15 protein-coding genes and 1 tRNA gene are annotated in these 14,215 nt (G+C 72.8%); 6 read left to right on the top strand and 10 right to left on the bottom strand.

Features of this window, described 5'->3' with window-relative positions:
* The first annotated feature begins 18 nt into the window (after positions 1-18).
* The 5 genes from ACGFU6_RS26635 to ACGFU6_RS26615 all read left to right on the top strand — a co-directional run bounded on the left by ACGFU6_RS26635 (position 19) and on the right by ACGFU6_RS26615 (position 7,389).
* Positions 19-669, top strand: a complete 651-nt coding sequence (locus ACGFU6_RS26635; protein WP_393614459.1) for a type VII secretion system-associated protein — start codon at positions 19-21, stop codon at positions 667-669.
* A complete protein-coding gene (locus ACGFU6_RS26630; RefSeq protein ID WP_393614458.1) occupies positions 666-1,355 on the top strand; it encodes a type VII secretion system-associated protein in 690 nt (229 codons plus the stop codon). The genes ACGFU6_RS26635 and ACGFU6_RS26630 overlap by 4 nt, the downstream gene beginning before the upstream one ends.
* A 303-nt stretch (positions 1,356-1,658) precedes the next feature.
* Entirely contained in the window at positions 1,659-2,573 is a 915-nt protein-coding gene (locus ACGFU6_RS26625; protein WP_393614457.1) for a type VII secretion system-associated protein, read from the top strand.
* A complete protein-coding gene (locus ACGFU6_RS26620; protein WP_393614455.1) occupies positions 2,570-5,977 on the top strand; it encodes a hypothetical protein in 3,408 nt (1,135 codons plus the stop codon). Before ACGFU6_RS26625 ends, ACGFU6_RS26620 begins: the two co-directional genes overlap by 4 nt.
* A 35-nt stretch (positions 5,978-6,012) precedes the next feature.
* Positions 6,013-7,389 (top strand): RICIN domain-containing protein, encoded by a 1,377-nt coding sequence (locus tag ACGFU6_RS26615; protein ID WP_393614453.1) that lies wholly within the window; start codon positions 6,013-6,015, stop codon positions 7,387-7,389.
* A 228-nt stretch (positions 7,390-7,617) separates the two neighbouring features.
* On the opposite strand, the gene ACGFU6_RS26610 is transcribed toward ACGFU6_RS26615, so the two are convergent.
* From ACGFU6_RS26610 to ACGFU6_RS26590, 5 genes are all read right to left on the bottom strand, one after another.
* The gene (locus ACGFU6_RS26610; RefSeq protein WP_393614451.1) at positions 7,618-8,187 is read right to left on the bottom strand and encodes an SMI1/KNR4 family protein; all 570 of its coding nucleotides are present in this window, start codon (positions 8,185-8,187) and stop codon (positions 7,618-7,620) included.
* Between the two features lie 233 nt (positions 8,188-8,420).
* Positions 8,421-8,505, bottom strand: a tRNA-Ser gene (locus tag ACGFU6_RS26605).
* Between the two features lie 78 nt (positions 8,506-8,583).
* Positions 8,584-9,096 carry a tRNA adenosine(34) deaminase TadA gene (gene tadA / locus ACGFU6_RS26600; RefSeq protein WP_393614450.1) on the bottom strand — a complete coding sequence of 171 codons (513 nt, stop codon included), beginning with the start codon at positions 9,094-9,096 and terminating at the stop codon, positions 8,584-8,586.
* Positions 9,097-9,105: 9 nt separating this feature from the next.
* The gene (locus tag ACGFU6_RS26595; RefSeq protein WP_393614576.1) at positions 9,106-9,648 is read right to left on the bottom strand and encodes a hypothetical protein; all 543 of its coding nucleotides are present in this window, start codon (positions 9,646-9,648) and stop codon (positions 9,106-9,108) included.
* A 187-nt stretch (positions 9,649-9,835) separates the two neighbouring features.
* Positions 9,836-10,114 (bottom strand): hypothetical protein, encoded by a 279-nt coding sequence (locus ACGFU6_RS26590; protein ID WP_393614449.1) that lies wholly within the window; start codon positions 10,112-10,114, stop codon positions 9,836-9,838.
* A 103-nt stretch (positions 10,115-10,217) separates the two neighbouring features.
* Between ACGFU6_RS26590 and upp the strand changes: the two genes are divergently transcribed.
* Complete coding sequence (gene upp, locus ACGFU6_RS26585) at positions 10,218-10,853, top strand: uracil phosphoribosyltransferase (protein ID WP_393614447.1); 636 nt, start codon at positions 10,218-10,220, stop codon at positions 10,851-10,853.
* A gap of 34 nt (positions 10,854-10,887) precedes the next feature.
* Here upp and ACGFU6_RS26580 read toward each other — a convergent pair whose 3' ends face one another.
* The 5 genes from ACGFU6_RS26580 to sigJ all read right to left on the bottom strand — a co-directional run bounded on the left by ACGFU6_RS26580 (position 10,888) and on the right by sigJ (position 14,183).
* Positions 10,888-11,484 carry a LytR C-terminal domain-containing protein gene (locus tag ACGFU6_RS26580; protein WP_393614575.1) on the bottom strand — a complete coding sequence of 199 codons (597 nt, stop codon included), beginning with the start codon at positions 11,482-11,484 and terminating at the stop codon, positions 10,888-10,890.
* Positions 11,485-11,697: 213 nt separating this feature from the next.
* On the bottom strand, positions 11,698-11,994 hold the full coding sequence (locus tag ACGFU6_RS26575; RefSeq protein ID WP_073736427.1) for a type II toxin-antitoxin system VapB family antitoxin: 297 nt from the start codon (positions 11,992-11,994) through the stop codon (positions 11,698-11,700).
* A gap of 114 nt (positions 11,995-12,108) precedes the next feature.
* Positions 12,109-12,729 (bottom strand): HhH-GPD-type base excision DNA repair protein, encoded by a 621-nt coding sequence (locus ACGFU6_RS26570; RefSeq protein ID WP_393614446.1) that lies wholly within the window; start codon positions 12,727-12,729, stop codon positions 12,109-12,111.
* Between the two features lie 105 nt (positions 12,730-12,834).
* A complete protein-coding gene (locus ACGFU6_RS26565) occupies positions 12,835-13,194 on the bottom strand; it encodes a DoxX family protein (RefSeq protein ID WP_393614444.1) in 360 nt (119 codons plus the stop codon).
* 32 nt (positions 13,195-13,226) lie between these two features.
* On the bottom strand, positions 13,227-14,183 hold the full coding sequence (gene sigJ, locus ACGFU6_RS26560) for an RNA polymerase sigma factor SigJ (protein ID WP_393614442.1): 957 nt from the start codon (positions 14,181-14,183) through the stop codon (positions 13,227-13,229).
* Positions 14,184-14,215: the final 32 nt, after the last annotated feature.

Raw genomic sequence — 14,215 nt, 5'->3', positions numbered from 1 at the left:
CTTCCCAGCGAGGAGCTCATGAACGACAACACCGCCGCCGGTGCGCCCACCGCGCGACCCGGGCTCATTGACGACACCGCGCCGCCGGTGCCCGCGGAGATCGAGGAAGCCGCCCGGCTCGCTCCCGACCACTGGCTGGGCATGGTCGACCCCGCGTGGTCCGGGAAGGGCGAACCGCCGGACTGGGCGGTGGTGGGCCAGTGGCGGTCCGGCCTGGACGGTGAGATCGAGGAGTGGCGCGCCAACGAGGGGTACCGCCCCTCGCCCCAGGCGCTCGGCTGGCCCGCACCGGCCGACCCGGTGGACGAGGCGGTCCAGCTCGCGGCCACCGGGTACGGCCCGGGTGAGGCGGTGCCGAGGGCGCTGGCCGGTGCGGAGGTCGCCGTCCTGCTCGGCCCCGGCGGCAGCCCGCTGTCGGCCACCTCTCCCGACGGGGCGTCGGTGGTGCCCGTCTTCACGTCTCCCGGCTATCTGCGGGCGGCCGGGCGCTTCGGTTACGAACTGGTGCCCGTGGCCGAGGTGGTCGACCGGATACCGGACGGCCATGTGCTCTACCTCAACCCGTCGGGACCGGTCGGCATGACCGTGGAGACCGACGCCCTGCGGCAGGCGGTCGACGCGGCGGCGCGCGGGGCGGACGGTTCGCGGGACGGGACGGACCCCGCATGACGAGCCCTTCCGGCACCCCGGACGAAGGCGCGGGGCTCGCCGGGCCCCTGGGCGGTCCGACCGCCGTGCTGAGGGGCCGGCCGGGGTTCCGCGAGCCGCCCGAGGACTACGTCAGGGCGGCCCGGGAGGCCCCCGGCCACTGGATGTCCGTGGTCGACCGGCACTGGAACGGTGACGAGGACGAGCCCCCGCCCTCGTGGGCGAGGCTCGGACGCTGGCGGAGCGACGAGAACGGGGAGATCGTCGAGTGGGAGGAGAACCCCGGCTACCGGCCCTCGCCCGACGCGCACGGCTGGGCCCCGCCGGTCAGCCCCGTGGACGCCGTCGTACAACTGGTCGCCACCGGCTACGCGTCGCAGGAGCTGTTCGCCCTGATGCTCGCCGACGCCGAGTTGGCGGTGTGCGTCGACGGGAACGGCGGCCTGACGGTGACCGAGGCGCAGGACGGTACGGCGGCGGTGCCCGTCTTCTCGGCGGCGCCGGAGCCGGCGGCGGGCGGATTGCCCCCGCACGAGGTGATGTTCGTGCCCGAGCTCCTGGACCGGCTGCCGCCCGGGAGGGAAGTGCTGTTCCTCAGCTCGTCCGCCCCGGTGGGGCAGCTCGTCACGGTGAGCGAACTGCGCGCGGGCAGGGCCGAACTGGAGGAGTACGAGGCGCAGGAGCTCCCCGACGAGTGGCCTGGCTGAGGTGTTGTGCGGGTACGGTTGACCTTTGAACGGTGGAACGCGCGGGCGGGGGCCGGCGTCTCTCCAGGAGTGCGAACCGGGCATCCGGGTGCCGTTGGATGTGCCGGGAACAACGTTGTCGTCGGGGTGGGGGCCATGGTCCTGTCGGGTCGCGTCCTGCGACGTCATGGGGGGTTCACACTTCGGACCCCGGTATGTCATCGCGCGGAAACCGGATTTCGGGGTCGGCACCACCAGACTGTCAAACGATGAGGGTGAGTTCGAAGGGATGGACCGTGTCTTCTGTGTCGGGAGTGCCCGCCGGTGACTGAGTACGACAACGGGCCCCTCCCCACGATGCCCCCTCCGCCCGAGCCCGAGCCCTTCCCCGCCGACGCCGACGCCGACGCCGACGCGGACGCGGACGCGGGGGCGATACCGGCGTACGGCCGGCTCGTCACCGAGTCCACGGACATCACCGAGCCCACCGGCGATACGGAGCCCACCGACGTCAGCGGGTCCGCCGACGCCACCGAGACCTTCCCCGAACCGCCTCCCGAAGTGACGGATGCGGCCCTGGGCCTTCCCGACCGTTGGCTGAGCGTGCCCGATCCCGCCTGGTCGGGTACGGGCGTGCCGCCGGACTGGGCGGTTCCGGGCCGTTGGCGTACGGACTCCACGGGCACGATCGTGGCGTGGGAGGACAGCGCGGAGTACCGCCCCTCCCCTCAGGCGCGCGGCTGGCCCAGGGCCACCGACCCGGTCGAGTCCGCCGTCCAGCGCGCCGTGACCGGCTACGGCCCGCCCGGCGAGGTGCTTCGTACGCTGGCCGCCGCGAAGGTCGCGGTGCTCCTGGGCCCCGACGGCGAGCCGCTGGCCGTGCGGTCGGCGGAGGGCGAGCCCGTGGTCCCCGTCTTCACCGCCCCCGCCTACTACCGCGTCGTCGGGACGTTCGCGGCCCGGGTGGTCCCGGTGGCCGACGTGGTCGAGGATCTGCCCGAGGGCCACTCGCTCTACGTCAACCCGACCGGCCCGGCCGGGATGGTCATGGACACCGAGGCGCTGGCCGGGGAGATCGCGGCCCAGGAGCGCGGTGAGGCCCGGCCGGTGCCGCCCGGGGAGCCGGGCGGGGCGGGAGCGCCGCGCATCCACACGACACGGGTGGGAGACCCGGCGCCCGCGCCGGGCCCCGACCCCGCCACGACCGGTGCGCCGGCCGGCGGAAGGCCGCAGGAGTGACTCGCTGGGGTGGTCCCTTCGCGCGGCGCCGGGGCGACCGCTCCCCGGCCCCCGCCGAACGGGCCGCCGTGAACCTGCCGGAAGCGGCACCCGAGGGGCTCGTGGTGGAGGACCACGACGGTCTGCTGCTGCTCCGGACCCCGTCGGACGACACGCTCACGCCTGCGGATGTCGCCGATCTGGCGCGCAGCATGCGCGCGGACGACGGGACGGTGACCGTCATCGCGGGCGCCGAGGGGGCGGAGGCCCGCTCCTTCTGGCCGAGGCTGAGCGAACTGCTCGACTCGCTGCGCGACTCGGGCACCGAGTCCGTACAACTGGTCATGGCCGGTGCCGGGCACGACGCCGAGGACCGGCCCGCCACCGCCCGCCGGATCGCCGACGCCTGGGGGTTCGAGGTGAGGGCCCCGGACGGCCCGCCCCTCGTCGTACCGGGCGGTTCGCTCTTCGTCCCCGTCGCGTCCACCGCCAACGGGGGTGCGGCCGAGGGCGGCTGGTGGCGGTTCGCCCCCGGCGCGAAGCCGCAGCCGCTGGGCCCGCGCAGCCCGGAGCCGTCCTGGCAGTCCGCGCTGCGCGGTGTGCCTTCGGGCACGGCCGGCGGCTGCGTGGTGGAACAGATCCCGGCCGGGCTGCTGGTGCGGCCCGCAGGTGCGGCCCCGGCCCAGCCGGGCGATCTCTACCACGCCGTGCCGGTCGACCCCCGGCGCGCGGCCGTGGTGATCGGTGTGCCGTACGGGGAGGACGTATCGGCCGAGGAGGTCGCCGAGGTCCTCGACTCCCTGCCGCAGGAGGCCAGGTCGGGTGCGCGGCTCGTGCCCGGCGGCCGGCGTGACGTGCTGTCACTGGCGCAGTCGGTGTCCGACCGGACGGACGCCGATGTGGAGGTCCTGACCGGCCTGCCGCTCGTCGCGGCGGCCGGCCCGCTGGGGACGTACTCCGTGCGTTCGGTCCTGGCCGCACCGGACGGCACGCCGACGTGGATGCCGTTCGTGGACGCCGTCGTTTGCCGGCCGCCCGACGAGAGCGGCCGTGCGCGGCCGCCCCGGGTGCTGCGCTGGACCCCGCCGCTGCCGGGTCCCGCACGTCCGGAGGAGGGCGTGGTCGGCCTGACCGACCGCTGGCAGGTCACCGTCACCAGGGCGGGCCTGTGGGTCGGCCCGCGCGGCGGCCCCGCGCTGTCCCCCACGGCACGTCAGGTGGACCCGGGCGGCCCGGTGATCGAGCTGGGCATGCCGGGCGAAGTCATGGACGCGTCGCTGTGGCCGGCCCTGTCGGGTCTGCTGGGTGCCCTGGCACCGGCCCTGCGTGCGCGCGCGACGCTGCACGTGCACGGCGTGTCCCTCGACGGCGGCCTCGAACTGCGCCGGCTCTCCGCCCAGCACGGTCTGCGCACCCTGCGCTACGCCGCCCCGGCGCCGGCCCCGGCCCGCGCCAGGCCGCCGGCTCCGGCCCGGCCGGCCCCCGCACCGGTGAGCCGGCCGGGTGCGGCGCCGGGGCCGCAGACGCAGTCGTCGAGGCCCGAGCTGCCGCCCCAGCCGTCGCGACCGGGACAGCCGGGCCGGACCACGGGATCCGCTCCCGTCCGCCCGTCGGAGGGCGCCGGGCGGGCGGCGCGGGCCGAACGGGCCGGGCAGCTGCGCGAAGCCATGGCCACGGGGGCGGCGGCAACCGCCGGGGCAGGAGCGGGAGCGGGAGCGAGCGCCGGAGCTGGTGCCGGGGCACCCGGGCGGCCGTCCCGTCCCGGTGCGGCCGGAAGGCCCGTAGCCCAGTCGGCGACCGGGAAGCCGGGGATGCCCCGGAGGACCGGCGCCGGCCCGGAGCCCGAGGAGCTCGACGGATCGGACGACCGCGTCCCGATCGGCTCGCTGGGACGCGCCAGGAGGCGGGCCGAAGCGGCCAGGGAAGCGGTGTCCGGCACCGCACCGGGCCCCACCGCGCCCCTGCCGGAACAGAGCGAGCCCGCCGAGCCGCCGACAGCCGAGCCGCCGACAGCCGAGCCGCCGACAGCCGAGCCGGACCGGTCCGAGGGGCCCGATGGTTCCGTTTCCGGTGGTTCCGGTTCGGATGAACCGCGAGAAGCCGCAGCCGACACAGACGCTGGAAGCGACACAGGCGGCGCCCGCGACGGAGCTGACACAGCCGACACAGCCGACGGAAGCGACGATCAGGCCGAGCCCGCGGCGGAGGAGAACCCGGCAGCGGCGGCCGGCCCGGAGCCGCTCGCCGAGCGGAGCCCGTCCGAGGAGCCCGCGAGCGAGTCCACGCCGAGCGAGCCCGCGCCGAGCGAGCCCGCGCCGAGCGAGCCCGCGCCGAGCGAGTCCACGCCGAGCGAGCCCGCGCCGAGCGCGACCGAGGCGCCGGATCGTCCCGACGACGTACTCCCGGCGAAACCGGTGCGGGTGGAATCCGCCGCACCGGCCGACCCGGCTCCCGCCACGCCCCCCGCAACCCCGGGGGCCACGGCATCCCGGGACGTGACGGCCGAGGCGCCGACGGAGCCGGACGGAACCGGAACCGCAGGGGACGAGGCCGCCCAGGTCCCGGACGCCACGGCGACCCCGGACACCTCGGCGACCCCGGACGCCACGGTGGCCCCCGGTGCCCCGGAGGGCCCGGACCCGGCCGAGGTCCCCTACACACCCCTGGCGCCCGTCCCGCTGGATCCCGGACACCGCAGCAGCGAAGCGGAACGGACCGCCTTCCGCGCGCTCGCGGACCGGGGGTGGGACCGGCACGGCGCGGCCGTCGCCAGGTCCCTCGCCCGGCTGCCCGCGCTGCGCGGCAAGGAACAGGAGGCGGCCCGCGCCGACCTGATCGCGCTGCGGATGTATCTGCTCACCCCCGAAGGCCCGTTGAGCCATGGCGCGGTGGTCCGGGCGCTGCGCGAGTACGAGCCCGACATGCTCCCGTACGGCGCCTGCGTGGCCTCGGCGCTGAACAGGCTGCCGTCCTACCGGGGCGCCGTGCTGCGCGGCACGGGCAGCGACCCGGCAGCCGGCGCGGCCCTGCCCCGCCCGGGGACGCTGCTGCGCGATGCCGCCCTGCTGAGCACCACGCCGCTCGACTCCGCCCGTGCGGCCACGACGCCGGGCGGGAGTTACGTCATCTGGTCGGTGGCGGGCCGCCGAGTCCGGCAGCTGGCCGACCACAGCCGTGGGCTCGAGGAGGTGGTGTTCGCCCCGGGGACCCTCTTCCGGGTGCTGGACGTCCGCCGCGACGGCCCGTCCGTACAGATCTTCCTGCGTGAACTGACCGGTCCTGCCACGGCGGCCGCGCCCGATCCCGACGCGGATCGTGCCGTACTCGCCCGGCTGGACGAAGCCGTGCACGGGCTCCCGACGGCACCCGAGGGCACCGGCCACTGGCCGGAGCGCTGCGTCGGAGCCGTGGGCGCCGGGCCGTGACGCGACACCCACCCATAGACGAGTAGGGGAATTGCATGGCACGTGAGCATGATCCTTCCAACGAAATACCGTCACCGTCCGGCCCGTCCGCCGGTGCATCCGGGAAGTCCGGCAACTCGCCGGTGTCGGTCCGCCGGGCCGTCACGATGCGAGGAGCGGCCGGGGACCCGGGCGGCGCGCTGACGCCGGGCGGCCGTACGAACGCCCCGTCACCGTCCCCGTCGTCCCCGTCCTCCGAGGTCGCGGGCGCCGACGAGGCGACGACCGGCACCGGCGAAGCAGGCGCCGGCACCGTCATCGGCGCCCCGGTTCCGTCGGCCACCGCCGCGGCTTCCCCCGAGCCCGCGGAGTCTGCGGAGTCTGCGGAGTCCTCCGGGTCCTCCGGCTCCGCCGAGTCGGCGTCCTCCGCGTCCGCCCCGGAGACCGGCACGCCGCCGGCCGTCAGAACGGTCGGCGCGGTGCCCGACGCGCCCGACGCACCGGACGCGGCCGTGGCGGCGGCAGCGGCCGGCAGCGGTGGTGCGGGCGCGAATGCGCACTCGGAGGGCGAACCGCCCGGCCGCCGCCCCAAGAAGCCGATGCTGGCGGCTGCGGCGATCGCCGGCGCGATCCTGATCGCGGTCCCGTTCCTCGTAGCCGGACAGGACGACCGTGAGCCCGAGCGGACCCGGACGCAGAACGCGGCAGGCACGGTCCTGGGCAGCGAGCGCTCAGCCGTACCGGACACGTACACGAGCGAGTCGCCGACCCCCTCCGTCAAGCCGAGCAAGAAGGTGAAGGAGAAGGAGAAGGAGAAGCAGGCCGTGCCGCCGGCCACGCAGCAGACGCTCACGCCTTCCCCGAGCGCGTCCGAGAAGGCCAAGGTCAAGCCCAAGCCCAAGACGAAGCCCAAGCCCAAGCCCAAGCCCAAGGAGCTGACCGGGGCGGAGAAGCTCCGCCGGTGGGCCAACGGCCGTTCGGGTGTGCAGAACACGGTGATCAAGAACGCGTCGACGTCCCGGTGCGTGGACATCGCGAACTACGGCAAGGGCAAGCCGACCGCTCCGGTCAACCAGTACCCGTGCAACTCCACGGCCGCCGACAACCAGCTGTGGAGTCTGGACATCGTGCACAAGAGCGGCGGGCCCCAGAACGCTCCCGTCTTCCTGATCCGCAACAGCAAGGACGGGCTCTGCCTGGACGTCAGCTACTACAAGGCCAGGCCGGCGGGCTCGAAGGTCAGCGAGTACCACTGCCGCCCGGCCGGCGACAACCAGCTCTGGTGGCTCGACCCCCGCGGGGACGGGACGAACTGGATCCGTAACGTCGTCAGCAACGACCTGTGCCTGCGCCCGACCGGCGGCGCCTCCGCCGGCAACGACGCCCGGCTCGAAATCGCCCCGTGCGGTGTCGGCGACCACTGGATCGTCTGAGGATCTGCTCCGACGGACCGATGGCAAACCGCCCCTACCTGTGCACGCAGGTAGGGGCGGTTCCCCGTTGCGGTGGCGGAGGGAACCGAACCCGCTCGGGTGACCCGCTCACCTGCGGTTCCTGCCTTGGCCACTCGGCCGGGACATCGCAATCACCCAGGTCTCAGTGCCGCACATCGAATGCGATACCAAATCGCTCACGGACCCCGAGAAGCGGACCGATCCCGGCTACGTGGCCTTTGCCGCGCTCGTCATCAGGGCTGCGAAGTTGTCGTGCCGCGTGGGGCCGGTGCCGTCACCCGGCCACCATTCGTACGCGGTCCACTCACCGTTCTCCCCGGCACTGTCGGCATGCAGCACCCAATGACCGCTGCTGTCGCCGTCCTCGTCGTTCGAGATCATGAGGCATCGCTCGAATTTGTCGAGATGCTCGGCGAAATATCCCGAATCCGGAGACGACCAGGATTCGAGGATGTCGGTCAGGTCGGGAAACCACCCGATCTCGTCGACCTGGAGCAGATCGAGCTCGTCGATGCTGTTCCAGCCGTTGCTGGTCAGCAGGAAGTTCCGGTACGACGGAGGCAGCCGGACCCCGAGTCGCTCTTCCGTAGCCAGCACGGCCTGCTCGCTCGCCGGCTCGTAACCAAGCCATCCGGCATCCCGTTGGGCCTCGCTCAGCATGTACTGTGACCGCCCGTCCGCCTCGGCGGTACGGAGATAGTCGGAGTTCAGGAAGGTGGAACTGTAGTCACTGAGCAACCTGTGCCAATCAGCGACAGTCAACGGGGACGGTTCCACGGCTGAATTCCTTCGGTAGGACAATGAGTCCCAGGCATTCTCGCACCGGTCCGCATTGGCCGACCAGGCCATAGGAGGGTGCCCGGGAACCGCTTACCGGCAGCCTTCCCAGCCGTGCTCCCAGGTTCCGTCATGCACACCGGCTACCCCGTACGCACAACAGCACGGCCGGAACCCGTGACGTAACGCAGTGAAGGGGCAGACCCAAACGGGTCTGCCCCTTCATCCATCTGCGGTAGCGGAGGGATTTGAACCCTCGGTGAGTTTCCCCACACTCGCTTTCGAGGCGAGCTCCTTCGGCCGCTCGGACACGCTACCGAGAGAGAGCTTAGACCATCTCGGCCGTGCGTCGAAATCCGATTCCCCGCCGGACTGCCCCGAGGCGGGGACGCCAGGTCAGCGGTGGCGGAAGAAGGCGGTGAGAGGGGCCGCGCAGTCGGCTTCCAGCACTCCGGGGATCACCTCGGGGCGGTGGTTGAGCCGGCGGTCGCGCACGACGTCCCAGAGCGAGCCGGCCGCGCCGGCCTTTTCGTCCCGGGCCCCGTAGACGACCCGGGCCACCCGGGACTGCACCAGGGCGCCCGCGCACATCGTGCAGGGCTCCAGGGTGACCACCAGGGTGCATCCGGACAGCCGCCATTCGCCGAGCGCGGCGGCGGCCCGGCGGAGGGCGAGGATCTCGGCGTGGGCGGTCGGGTCTCCGGTCGCCTCGCGTTCGTTGTGTCCCGCGGCGAGCAGCGTGCCGTCCGGGGCGAGGACGACGGCGCCGACCGGCACATCGCCGGCCGCCGCCGCCCGGTCGGCCTCGTCCAGGGCACGGCGCATGGCCACCCGCCACGGGTCCCGTACGGGATCGCGCGGTGCGTCGAGCGGTTGGGGCGGGTCCTGCGGGTGCGGTGCTTCGGTCACCCGCGGACCTTAACGGACGGTCTCCAGGACCTCGGCCGCTCCCAGCGCGTCCGCGATCTCCACCAGTGCGTCCGACCGCAGCATCAGCAGCTCCGCCTCGGGAAGCCCGAGGTCGGACAGGAGCCCGGTGTCACCGAGCGGGCCTGCCGGTACGGCGTCGAGTCCGTCGTCGTCGTTGTCGTTGTCGGGGGCGTTGTCCGGCTCGTCGTCCTCAGTGCCGTCGAGTCCGACGAGCTCTTCGAGGGCGGCAATCGAGTCCTCGGCCCCGGGTTCGCGGCCGAGCAGTTCATCGGTGAGCAGGATCTCCCCGTACGAGGAGCGGGTGGCGGCGGAGGCGTTCGAGACGTAGATACGCGGGTCCTCCTCACCGTCCACCCGGATGACGCCGAACCAGGCGTCCTCCTGCTCGATGAAAACGAGCACCGTGTCCTCGTCAACCGAGGCCTCACGGGCCAGATCCGTCAGATCGGACAGGGTCTCCACATCGTCGAGATCCGTGTCGCTCGCTTCCCACCCGTCTTCGGTGCGCGCGAGCAGTGCGGCGAAGTACACCGTGACTCTCCCACTGGTCATAGGGGTGTCGGTCCGGCGGGAGGGCAGTCGGTGGTCCGGCTGTCCTGTGTCCCGCCCATCGGAATCGTGGCAGAAACGAGGGCTTCGCGAGAGCAGTTCGGACGTTGCGTCGGCCATCAGTTCTGTCCGGGGCGGCCACCAGGGGGTTCTTCCGCAGGCCGGACGGCTACCAGCGAAACGTCCTCATCCGCATGGCCTGGCGCATTCGGGCGGCCTTGACCCGCCGCGGCTGGACCCGGTCGCGCAGCGCCTTGGCCTCGTGAAGCTCGCGGAGGAACTGGGCGCGCCGCCTGCGACGCTGCGCGTCGCTCTCCCGCGCGTCGGTGTCCGGCGTGCCGGGCGTGCCCCGTACGTCCTGTGGGTTCCGTACGTCCTGCGGTTTCCGCGCATCCCTGAGGTCGGGCGGGTCCGCCCCGTCCCGTTTCCGCTGTGCCCCGTCCGGCATCGGCTCATCACCCCAAGGCTGGGTCCCTATGCCCCCACCTTCCCCCCGAACGTGTGGTTGATGCCAGCGCACGGGTGCGGGAGGCGCGGCTACTGTGGGTCCCATGCGGATCCACGTCGTCGACCACCCGCTGGTCGCGCACAAACTCACCACCCTGCGCGACAAGCGCACCGACTCCCCGACCTTCCGGCGCCTCGCCGACGAGCTGGTCACCCTGCTCGCGTACGAGGCGACCCGCGATGTGCGCACCGAGCAGGTCGACATCGAGACCCCGGTGACACCCACCACCGGTGTGAAGCTCTCGTACCCCCGGCCGCTGGTCGTGCCGATCCTGCGGGCCGGCCTCGGCATGCTCGAGGGCATGGTGCGGCTGCTGCCGACCGCCGAGGTGGGCTTCCTGGGCATGATCCGTGACGAGGAGACGCTGCAGGCGTCCACGTACGCGTCCCGGATGCCGGAGGACCTCTCGGGCCGCCAGGTGTACGTCCTGGACCCGATGCTGGCCACCGGCGGCACCCTGGTCGCGGCCATCCAGGAGCTGATCAAGCGCGGCGCGGACGACGTCACCGCCGTCGTCCTGCTCGCCGCGCCCGAGGGCGTCGAGGTGATGGAGCGCGAGCTGGCGGGTACGCCGGTCACCGTGGTCACCGCCTCGGTCGACGAGCGCCTCAACGAGAACGGCTACATCGTGCCGGGCCTGGGCGACGCGGGTGACCGGATGTACGGCACCGTCGACTAGGCGGAGCGCCCGCCCCGCGCGGTCCTCGTCCTGCTCAGCAGGAGGACGGCGCGGGGGAGGGCTTGAGCAGGGCGGTCAGGGCGGTGGAGGCCGCCTGCGGCGTGCTGAACGCCTTGAACTTCGTGCCGATGATCAGATCGACGTCCGCGGTCCTGCGGGCGTCGGTCTTCGTCGCGGCACCCGGCAGCTGTGTGCCGAGCACCGGGAAGGTGCCGTTGACCGCGGTCGGAGCGCCCAGCAGTATGCCGGTCCCGGCGACCTTCTTGTCGTACGCGGCGGTGGCGTTGCCGACCTTGCCGATCGCGAACCCGCGCTTCTTCAGCTCATCGGCCGCCGACTTCGCGAGCCCGCCGCGCGGGGTCGCGTTGTAGACGTTCACCTTGATCTTCCCGGGCTTCGGCAGCGCCACGGCGGGCGCGGACGGCTTGGCGGACGGGCAGTCCGCCTTGCGGTCGGCCGCGCTGGCCGTCTTGTCGCCGCCCGTGAAGACATCGATGAGCTGCAGCGTGCCCCATCCGGCCACCGCCAGGGCGACCACGGAGGCGGCGGTCGCGAGGACCAGTTTGCTGCGGCGGCGGGGGCGCCGCATGCGCGGGTACTTGTCACCCGTGATGCGGTACTTTCCGCCCATGCCTGGGGGAGTGAGCATGCTCATGGGCGCAGCGTAGTGCGACCCGGTGATGATGCCTACTAAATGATCAATGGATCGCACCCGTCCGAGTGGGAAAGCACCCGAACGAACCCCGAACGGACCCCGGACGAGTTTCGAACGAAGCCCGAACGAACCTCGAACAGTCTTCCGGGCGGGCGGGCCCGCAACGGGCCGGTGCGACGGTGTGGTGCCTCAGCCGAGTTCGAGCACGCGGGCGTGCAGTACCTGGCGCTGCTGGAGCGCGGCCCGGACCGCGCGGTGCAGTCCGTCCTCCAGGTAGAGGTCGCCCTGCCATTTCACGACGTGCGCGAACAGGTCGCCGTAGAAGGTGGAGTCCTCGGCGAGGAGGGTCTCCAGATCCAGCTGGCCCTTCGTGGTCACGAGCTGGTCGAGGCGGACCGGGCGCGGCGCGACATCCGCCCACTGCCGGGTGCTTTCCCGGCCGTGGTCTGGATAAGGCTGCCCATTTCCGATGCGCTTGAAGATCACACGGAAAGCCTACCGGCCAAGGGCCTCCGGGCGCAGCCATGGAGCTGGACTGCATCACCGGGCACAAGGCATATAAGAGGCTATGGCGGGATTTCGTGCGTCGGACGGGTACGCCTATTTCGCCTTGGCGGCGGCCTTCGCCGCCTTGGCCGCCTGCTTGGTCTCCTGCTTGTACGCCCGGACCTCGGCGAGCGAATCGGGGCCGGTGATGTCGGCGACCGAGCGGTGCGAGCCGTCCTCCCCGTACGGTCCGGCCGCCTCGCGCCAGCCCGGCGGCCGGACGCCGAACTGCTTGCCCAGCAGCGCCAGGAAGATCTGCGACTTCTGGGTGCCGTACCCGGGCAGCGCGTTCAGCCGCTTGCGCAGCTCGGCCCCGGTGGCGGCATCGCTCCACACCGCGCTCGCCACACCGTCGTACTGCGCCACCAGGTACTGGCACAGCTGCTGCACCCGCTTGGCCATGGAGCCCGGATAGCGGTGCAGCGCCGGCTTCGCGGTGAACAGCTCGGCGAACGCCTCGGGGTCGTAGGTGGCGATCTCATGGGCGTCCAGATCGTCCCCGCCCATCCGCTGCGCCAGGGCGTACGGGCCCGAGAAGGCCCACTCCATCGGCACCTGCTGGTCCAGCAGCATGCCCACCAGGGCCGCGAGCGGACTGCGCGCGAGGAACTCGTCCGCCTCCGGCTGCTGGGCGATCCGGAGGGTGATGTCTCGTCCGTTGTCGCTCTTGGTCATGGCCCGATCATCGCGAGAGCGGGGTGTGACGGCCAGCACCATCACCGTGGGCGGAGCGGTTCGTTGCCGATTGCAGCCGTTTGCCGCCACTTTCCGTTGTTCTCGTCACCAGGCGCCGTGGTGGGCCACCCCCAGGACGAGGGAGGCGACGGCCAGTAGCAGGAAGGCGGCGGGCAGCCAGTACCCGTGGTCGCGGGCGCGCAGATGGACGGCGATGGCCCCGATGAAGAACAGCGCGAGCCCCACGGCGGCGGCCGTGCCGATCAGCGGGACGCCGAAGCCGACGAGCAGCCCGGCGGCCCCCGCCGCCTTGAGCACACCCAGCCCGAACAGCGAGGAGGCGGGCACTCCCGCCTTCTCCATGTTGACGAGGATCGGCTCGTAGCGGCGGAAGTCGAATATCGCGGACATGAGGTTGATGGCGGCGGTCAGCGCGGTGACCACGGCGTAGAGGACGAACAGCATGGTGCTTCTCCCGTCTTTCGTTGTCGGGGTGCTCAGCCGTGGGCGGCGGGCGGCAGCTTGTCGGGGTTGGCGACGTTGTAGATGTCGCTGATCCGTTCACCGTCCGGTGCCAGGTCGAGGACCATCACGGCGAACGGGGTGTCGCCGCTGAACAGCACCGCCGCAGGGTCGCCGTTGACCTGCCGGTAGGCGATCTCCAGGCCCTCGCGGTGCGAGGCGCGGGAGATCAGCAGCCGGGCGACGTTGTCGCTGCCGTGCACCGGGAGCGGCCCGGCCGCCGGGGACTTCCCGCCGCCGTCGGCCCAGAGCGTGACGTCGGGGGCGAGCAGCCTCATCAGCGCGGCCAGGTCGCCGCCGAACACCGCGTCCAGGAAGCGTTCGGTGACCCGCCGGTGCAGCAGCGGATCGGGGCGGTGGCGCGGCCGGCGGGCCTGGACGTGGTCGCGGGCGCGGTGGGCCAGCTGCCGTACGGCGGCGGGGCTGCGGCCCAGGATCCCGGCCGTCTCGGTGTGCGCGTAGCCGAACACCTCGTGGAGGATGAAGACGGCGCGCTCCAGCGGGCTCAGTGTCTCAAGGACGACGAGCATCGCCATCGACACGGACTCGGCCCGCTCCGCCCGGCCGGCGGTCTCGTCGTCCGGGGGCGGCGGCGCGTCGGCGTCCGAGACGAGCGGTTCGGGCAGCCACGTACCGACGTACGTCTCGCGGCGGCGGCTGATGGCGGCCTGGCGCGAGAGGGCCTTGTTCACGGCGATCCGTACGAGGTAGGCGCGCGGGCTCTCGATCGGTCCGGCGTCGGACGCCTGGTGGCGGGCGGTCCAGGAGAGCCAGGTCTCCTGGAGCACGTCCTCGGTGTCGGTGACGCTGCCGAGCATGTTGTAGACGAGTGAGAACAGCAGCTCGCGGTGGTCGACGAACACCTCGGTGGCATCGTCGGGACCGGGGCCCGGGTCGGTTCCGGGCCGGGGGCCGGGGGCGGGGTCGGACATCAGGTGCCTCCTGTCGCGGTTACACCCTGAGA

The organism is Streptomyces sp. NPDC048462 (assembly GCF_043200175.1).
In the GTDB taxonomy this organism is placed as follows: Bacteria; Actinomycetota; Actinomycetes; order Streptomycetales; family Streptomycetaceae; genus Streptomyces.
Note: the sequence above shows the minus strand (reverse complement) of the source record. Positions and strands in the feature narration are given on the sequence as shown.